This window comes from Azoarcus sp. Soil_N_20 (genome assembly GCF_057656155.1).
On the sequence record NZ_JBDGKX010000035.1, the window covers coordinates 1 to 7039 of the forward strand.

Annotated in this window: 6 protein-coding genes; 3 read left to right on the forward strand and 3 right to left on the reverse strand. The window is 66.9% G+C overall.

Going from position 1 to position 7039, the window contains the following annotated elements; all coding sequences use genetic code 11:
• Nucleotides 1-92: 92 nt before the first annotated feature.
• Together AC3A35_RS27615 and AC3A35_RS27620 are read right to left on the reverse strand one after the other, a co-directional pair.
• Nucleotides 93-2882, reverse strand: a complete 2790-nt coding sequence (locus tag AC3A35_RS27615) for a type VI secretion system Vgr family protein (RefSeq protein WP_487439762.1) — start codon at nt 2880-2882, stop codon at nt 93-95.
• A 186-nt stretch (nt 2883-3068) separates the two neighbouring features.
• Entirely contained in the window at nt 3069-3926 is an 858-nt protein-coding gene (locus tag AC3A35_RS27620) for a tetratricopeptide repeat protein (protein WP_487439763.1), read from the reverse strand.
• A gap of 247 nt (nt 3927-4173) precedes the next feature.
• On the opposite strand from AC3A35_RS27620, the gene pcnB reads away from it, so the two are divergent.
• The 3 genes from pcnB (at nt 4174) to AC3A35_RS27635 (ending at nt 6432) form a co-directional block, all read left to right on the forward strand.
• Entirely contained in the window at nt 4174-5532 is a 1359-nt protein-coding gene (pcnB, locus tag AC3A35_RS27625) for a polynucleotide adenylyltransferase PcnB (RefSeq protein ID WP_487439764.1), read from the forward strand.
• Nucleotides 5529-6020 (forward strand): 2-amino-4-hydroxy-6-hydroxymethyldihydropteridine diphosphokinase, encoded by a 492-nt coding sequence (folK, locus tag AC3A35_RS27630; RefSeq protein ID WP_487439765.1) that lies wholly within the window; start codon nt 5529-5531, stop codon nt 6018-6020. Before pcnB ends, folK begins: the two co-directional genes overlap by 4 nt.
• Before the next feature lie 82 nt (nt 6021-6102).
• On the forward strand, nt 6103-6432 hold the full coding sequence (locus AC3A35_RS27635) for a DMT family protein (protein ID WP_487439767.1): 330 nt from the start codon (nt 6103-6105) through the stop codon (nt 6430-6432).
• A 119-nt stretch (nt 6433-6551) separates the two neighbouring features.
• Here AC3A35_RS27635 and AC3A35_RS27640 read toward each other — a convergent pair whose 3' ends face one another.
• Entirely contained in the window at nt 6552-6887 is a 336-nt protein-coding gene (locus AC3A35_RS27640) for a hypothetical protein (RefSeq protein WP_487439766.1), read from the reverse strand.
• Nucleotides 6888-7039: the final 152 nt, after the last annotated feature.

Genomic DNA, 7039 nt, shown 5'->3' on the forward strand with positions numbered 1-7039 from the left:
GGTTGCCGTCGTCGTCGAACTGCAGGGCGATGCGGCGGGTGGCGTGGCGGTGGACGGGGGTGGGGGTCGGCTTGGGCATGGTCGTGGGACGCTCAAGGTTCCAGGTGCAGGAAGATCGACTTGATCCGGGTGTCGGTGACACGCTCGCGGGTGGCTCCGTCGGTACTGCTTGCCCCGCTCTCCTGGCTGGCGCCGACTGCATCCTCGATGTGGTAGGGCAGGTTCTCTCGTGCCTGGCCGGCACGTCCGGCCAGCGCGATGCGCTCGTCGGTGCGCATGCTCGAGGAAGGCATGTCCGGTAACTCGAGGCCGCCGTCTTGACCACCGCCAAAGCGGAAGTCCGGTGCCTTACCTTCGACCCCGGCGGCGGCGCCGAGGGTGATGCGACCGTTGGCCAGCACGATCTCGGCGCCTTCGGCGCGCAGCACGATGCGCGGGGCCTCGAGCAGCAACTCGTCCAGCGAGTAGGCGTGCGCGCGCTCTGCGGCGCCGATCTCGAGGCGCCCCGCCTGCGCCTGCACGCGGACGTCGCCGCTGCCGGCAACGACTTCGACACCCTGCCCCTTGGCGAACGCGGACAGGCCCTCGGCTGCCCGCAGCAGCAGCTTGCGGCCCGCGGCGACATTCGCATCCTGGGCGGCGACGAAATCGAGATTGGTGCCGGCCGTAGCCTGTACCGGGCCCGGACTTGCGACGGCGATACCGGCCGGCGCCGAGAGCGCTATCGCGGCGGCATCGGGCGTGTCCCCGTCCCATTGCGCGATCCCGTGCAACAGCCTTTCCTGGGCCGATATGTCGGTGGGCTGGGCCTCATGAGCCGTTGCGAGATCGGAGAGTTGGGTCGCGATGGCGAGTGCCGTCTGCAGGTTGCCCAGGAGTTCGTGACGATCCAGGGTGGCGCCACTCGCACCCGGCCGGAGATCGGTGCTGATCAGCAGTTGCGCCGCACGGAGGGCACCGGAAAGGTCGGTGCGCAGCTCAAAGCCCTCGCCGCGGCGGGTCGAGCTGCCCTCGCTGCGCGGGTGGCCGATCCAGCCCTGGTTGAGCTGGGTCTTGCCATGTTCGCTGGAGAGCTTGGTCTTGATTTCGCCCGTGCTGTCGTCGAACAGCAGTTCGCCGTACCCCGTGCCGCGGATTTCCCGACTCCGCACGCCGGCAAGATGACGATTCGCGGGCAGGCCGCCCGCTCCGGAGAAACGCGGCGGCCGGCTGCGGCCGTTGTACACGACGCCGGTCACCAGTGGCCGGTCGGGATCGCCGGCGAGGAATTCGACCACCACTTCGTCGCCCACCCGCGGCAGATGGAGCGCACCCCAGCCCTCGGAGGCCCAGGCGCTGGCCACACGCACCCAGGCGGAATCGGCATCCGTATCGCTGGTGCCGGCGCCGGAGGCGTGTTCGTGGTCTTCGGCGGCAAGTCCGACGAGGCGGATCTTGATGCGGCCGAGTTCGTCGCAATGGACTTCTTCGCCCGGCGGACCGACGACGATCGCCGTGATCGGTGGCATCGGCGGCCGGTCGTCGTCCGGACTCCACGACGGCACCAGCGGGACGTCGCGGCGCACCGCGGTGAAGCGGTTGCGGTAGCGACGCTCGTCCGCGGGGCTGCCCGTGGGGGGTCGGTCGGGTGTAGCGAACAGCGACCGCACCCGTTCGTCCAGGATCTTGGGCAGGTTGTTGTCGCCGCGGTGATGCAGCCGGGTGATGAGAAATTCGGGGTTGACGTGACGCGGCCCCTCCACCGCGGGGAGACCGGCGATGGCATTCCACTCGCCCACGGCGAGGTCGCGCACGCCGCTTTCACCTTCAACCCGCTGGCCCTCGAGCTCGTGGCGCTGCATGCGCCGCCGGGTCAGGCGGTCGTGATCGTCACGGCTGTCGCCGGCATGGGGGATGTCGATCTGCGCGTCTTCGAGACTGGCCGCCAGTTCATTGCCGGCTTCGCCCTGGTCGAGCATCGAGTCGACACCGGCGAATGTCATCGCATTGGTCGCAGCCGCGGCCTTGTAGTCCCATGAGCGGCGTTCGGTGCGGCCAGGCACCAGCCGACGCTCCGGGACCCACACGGTGATGCTGTCGCGGGCTTCGGTGGCCGCGTCCCGGTGGTAGCGGATCTCGCCCGCGCGATTGGCGGCGAGCATCATCGCATCGTCGAACAACACCAGGGTGTGGGCGGGGATATCGTCGGGCACATCGCCCCCACCGTTTGCCACCCGACCGGCACGCACGAACCAGCAAAGTCCCTCGCGCTTCCACAGGCGGCGCAGGAAGGCGGCATCGGATTCGTTGTACTGCAGGGTGAATTCGCGCGCCGGATAGCGGGCTTCGTCGATATCGGCGAACGCGTAGTCGAAGGCCTGCCCGAGGATCGCATTGCCGTGCCGCCATTCGTCGAACAGGACACGGGTGATGTCGAGCGCGCTGGACTGACGGAACACGCGGGTGTTGGTGCGCCGTTCCATGACTGCGAGCGCGTCGCTCATGGTCAGTTGATAGAGCGCGAGGCCGCCGTCCGACTGGCCGGCACGAACGCGCGTGACGATGCCGCACAGCGACCGCAGGGCTCCGCGGTCGGTGACCAGTTGCACCTCGATCGGTAGCGCCAGGAGTTGTTCGACGCGGAGCCCGGCGCTTGCCGACACGCAGGTTACGCAGCCATCGAGGCCTTCGCCCACCGCCTCTCGGATGTCGATGCGCTGTGGCAGCAGTACGCGGTCGAGGGCGCCCTGACGGGTGGACAGTCGCAAACGGATTGCACGCTCGGCGGCGGTAAACCCGAGTTCGTCGAACCAGGCGAGCACGTCGGCGAAGGCGGTGGCGTCGGGCAAACCGCCGATCACGCCACGCGCGGCATCGGCAGCCGCGACTCTGTTCGGGACCATGTCCGCACCTCCAAGCCTGATGACAAGAGGCTCGGACTATGCCAAATACATTAATCCGCATCAAGCAAAATCTCGACCACCGGATCCGCCACGCACCGGAGCGGTCAGCCATCCCTGCTTGCGCTCCGCTCGATGACTCCCGTCGCACGTCCGCGGGACCAACGGCACCGGGGTGTTCTCGCCGGCCTAATCCTCGGCGCTTGCTGCGCGCACTGCCGCGACCGCTTCCGGGTAGCCTGCTTCGGCCGCCTTCTGCAGCCATCTGCGGGCGGCCGCGTCGTCGCGCGCCTGGCCGGCGCCGGTCCGCAGCATCACCGACAGGGCGAACTGAGCCTCGGGATCGCCGAGTTCGGCGGCAGCGGCGAATAGCTCCGCGGCGCGGGCAAGGTCGCGCGGGACGCCGCGGCCGGCCTCATACAGCCACGCGAGACGGGTACGCGCGCGGACATCGCCGTGCACCGACAATCGGCGATAGGCTTGCGCCGCGTCGACCACGCGCCCTTCGGACTCCAGCAGGCGCGCCGCGAGATAGTCGTCGGTGTCCTCCCCCGTACGAAGCTGCGCGAGTTGTCGGGGCGCATCCTGGTCGCCGCCCGCCGCCGCGGCCTCGAGCCAGCGTTCGGCCAGATCCCGGTCAGGCGCGACGAGGCGGCCGTCGAGATAAAGCAAGGCCAGGCGGTACTGCGCCTTGGTCGACCCGGCAAGCGCACCCTTTTCATAGAACTCGAGTGCGCGTCGACCGTCGCGTGGCTCTCCAAGCCCATCCTCGGCAAGGATCCCGAGGTTGAACCAGGCTTCGGCGACATTCCGGTCGGCCAGCGCCTGCCAGATCTCGCGCGCTTCGGCGTATTTCGCCATCTTGAATTCGGCATAGGCCTTGTAGAGCGCAATGCTCGGTCGGGACACCAGTTCTTCGAGTTCGCCGTCGTCGAGCGCTTCGGCACGCGCGGGCGAGGCCAACGCCAGCGTAAGCGCCACCGGTAGCCAGCGCAGCCATCCCGTGCCGATCCATCGTGGCCGCCCGGTTGCCGTTGAAAATGCCATATAGCCTCCTGTGTCGATCGCGCGCGGGGCGGAACGAAGCGAACGCCCCCGGGCGCAGAGTGCGGCCCTGAACAACGGGCCATGGTGGAACCAGGACATCGTCCCGGCGGTGTCCGGACCGGAAGATCAATATAGCCCGTGCGCCCGTCCCACGACCGATGATCTCCGGATTCTTTGTCGCACGACTCTGGCCGGTGCGCATCGGTTATGATTGCGAGCTTGACTCGCACGAAAAACTGACGCCTAGATGATTCGAAAACTGCTGCGCAAGGTCTTCACCCGCGCTGCCACGCCCCTACGCACCGAGCCCGCACTGATTGCCGTCGATCAGCACGGTGTCCGCCGTGAGCAACTCTCGCCCGCAGCGCGCAAGACCTGCGCGGTACTGCAGGAAAACGGGCACAAGGCCTACGTGGTCGGCGGCGCGGTTCGCGACCTGCTGATCGGCCACCCGCCCAAGGACTACGATGTCGCCACCAGCGCCACGCCCGAACAGGTGCGTGCGCTGTTCCGCCGCTCGCGCATCATTGGTCGCCGGTTCAAGATCGTGCACGTGATGAGCGGTCCGGAGACGATCGAGGTCTCCACCTTCCGTGCCAGCCAGGACGCCGAAACCGACGAGCATGGCCGCGTGCTGCACGACAACGTCTACGGCTCGCAGGCGGAGGACGCCACCCGACGCGACTTCACCGTGAACGCGCTGTACTACGATCCGGGCACCGAAATCATCGTCGACTATCACCACGGCGTGGCCGACATCAAGCAGAAGACCCTGCGCGTGATCGGCGATCCCCGTACCCGCTACCGCGAAGACCCGGTGCGGATGCTGCGGGCGGTACGCCTCGGGGCCAAGCTCGGCCTGGCGATCGACCCCGATGCGCGCACGCCCATACGCGAGATGGCGGTGCTGTTGGAGAACGTGCCCGCGGCCCGGCTGTTCGACGAGATGCTCAAGCTGCTGTTCTCGGGCTACGCGGTGAAATGCCTCACCCAGTTGCGCGAGGAAGGCCTCCATCACGGCCTGCTGCCGCTGCTGGACGTAATTCTGGAACAACCGATGGGCGAGCGCTTCGTCTGGCTGTCGCTGGAGAACACCGACGAGCGTATCCGCCAGGACAAATCGGTATCGCCCGGCTTTCTTTTCGCCACCCTGCTGTGGCACCACGTGCTGAACACCTGGGATGCCAAGAAGGCAGCCGGAGCCCCGGCCCAGCCTGCGCTGTTCGAGGCCATGGACGAAGTGCTCGACGCCCAGGCCGGCAAACTCGCGATCACCCGCCGTATCGTCGGTGACATCAAGGACATCTGGGCGCTGCAGCCGCGCTTCGACAAACGTGCGGGCAAGACCCCGTACCGGCTGATCGAACAGCCCCGTTATCGCGCAGGCTGGGATTTCCTGCGCCTGCGCGCACAGTCGGGCGAGATTCCGATGGAGATCCCGGATTGGTGGGACGACTTTGCCCACGCTGGCCACGACGAGCGCGAGAGCCTCCTGCGCGCCGCACCGCAAACCGCCGATGCACCCGCGAAAAAGCGCCGGCGCAAGCGGCGCAAGCCTGCCAGCGGCAGTGGTGAAGCGGTGCTTGCCGACAGCACTGTGGAATGAGCGCTCGCCCGGTATCCGCCTACATTGCGTTCGGCGCCAACCTGGGGGAGCCGCGAGCGGCGCTCGCCAACGCGCTCGAACTGCTCGCCGCCCTGCCCGACACGCGCGTGGTATCGCATTCATCGTGCTACCGCAGTGCGCCGATGGGCGTGACCGGGCAGCAGCCGGACTACATCAACGCCGTCGTCGCCATCGAAACCGCCCTCGCGCCGCGCCCGCTGCTCGAGGCCCTGCTCGCGATCGAGGCACGCGGCGGGCGGACTCGCGAGAGTCATCGGGCGCCGCGGACCATGGATCTCGACCTGCTGATGCACGGCGATACCGTAGTCGACGAACCGGGCTTGATCCTGCCGCACCCGCGCATGCATCTGCGCGCTTTCGTCCTCCAGCCGCTGATCGAGATCGCGCCGGACCTGGTCATTCCCGGCATCGGCGCGGTTTCGTCCTTGCTGCCTGCCGTCGCGGGGCAAGCGATTTCCCGGCTCTGAATCTCACCTCGACCGCCAACCCGACCTCATGTCTGCCTGGCTCATGGCGCCGATCGCCTCCTTCCAGAGCATCCCGATATGGATGCAGACCGCCGCCTTGCTGACGGCCTCCAACGTGTTCATGACCTTTGCCTGGTACGGGCACCTCAAGAACATGCATTCGAAGGCCTGGTATGTGGCGGCACTGGTAAGCTGGGGGATCGCGCTGTTCGAGTACCTGCTGCAGGTGCCGGCCAACCGCGTCGGCGCCACCTCGATGAGCCTCGGCCAGCTCAAGATCATGCAGGAGGTCATCACCCTGCTGGTGTTCATTCCCTTTGTCGTGATCTACATGAAGCAGCCGCTGAAGCTGGACTACCTGTGGGCCGCGCTGTGCATGCTGGGTGCGGTGTATTTCATCTTCCGCAGCTGACGTCGTTCAACTGACGTCGTTCAACTGACGTCGTTCAACTGACGTCGTTCAACTGACGTCGTTCAGTCGATATCGTTCAGTCGATGTCGTTCAACCTGCAGCAGTGGTGCTGCTGCGCCTCAGTAGTCGAGCAGGGTCCGACAGGTTTCCTCGCGTCCGCTGATCTGGCTGAACCGCGCCAGGCGCTCGCGCACGAACGCATCGGGCACCTTACGATCGCTGCAGTAGTCACGCAGGGTCATCGCGTAGGCGAGGTTCTGCATGTCGGCCACCGTCTTCGCGATGGCTGGAAAGCGGTAGCCGTCGGTGTTGCGCCAATCGTCTTCGGCGTTCTTTCCGGCCTGATCGTTCTCCGCCCCTGCTGCAGCGGCTGTCGCCGGCGCGGGAACGCCTTGCGCGCTCGCCGCAACGGGAAACATCAGGCAGAAGGAGCACAGGAACGCTGAAAAACGCATCGGGCCGCAAACCGTAAAGACGATACTTTACGTTCTACGGCCCGATGCGGGTGAGACTTTAACGCTCAGGCTTCGAGTGCCTTCACATGGGTGATGACCTCGGCAATCGCCTGCTGCGCGCTGCCGTACAGCATGCGGCAGTTGTCCTTGTA

What these genes read in the sequence shown, in the direction of transcription:
- folK (WP_487439765.1), top strand. Translation starts at nt 5,529, where the DNA reads ATGAGCGCTCGCCCGGTATCCGCCTACATTGCGTTCGGCGCCAACCTG.
- AC3A35_RS27640 (WP_487439766.1), bottom strand. Translation starts at nt 6,887, where the DNA reads ATGCGTTTTTCAGCGTTCCTGTGCTCCTTCTGCCTGATGTTTCCCGTT.
- pcnB (WP_487439764.1), top strand. Translation starts at nt 4,174, where the DNA reads ATGATTCGAAAACTGCTGCGCAAGGTCTTCACCCGCGCTGCCACGCCC.
- AC3A35_RS27620 (WP_487439763.1), bottom strand. Translation starts at nt 3,926, where the DNA reads ATGGCATTTTCAACGGCAACCGGGCGGCCACGATGGATCGGCACGGGA.
- AC3A35_RS27635 (WP_487439767.1), top strand. Translation starts at nt 6,103, where the DNA reads ATGCAGACCGCCGCCTTGCTGACGGCCTCCAACGTGTTCATGACCTTT.
- AC3A35_RS27615 (WP_487439762.1), bottom strand. Translation starts at nt 2,882, where the DNA reads ATGGTCCCGAACAGAGTCGCGGCTGCCGATGCCGCGCGTGGCGTGATC.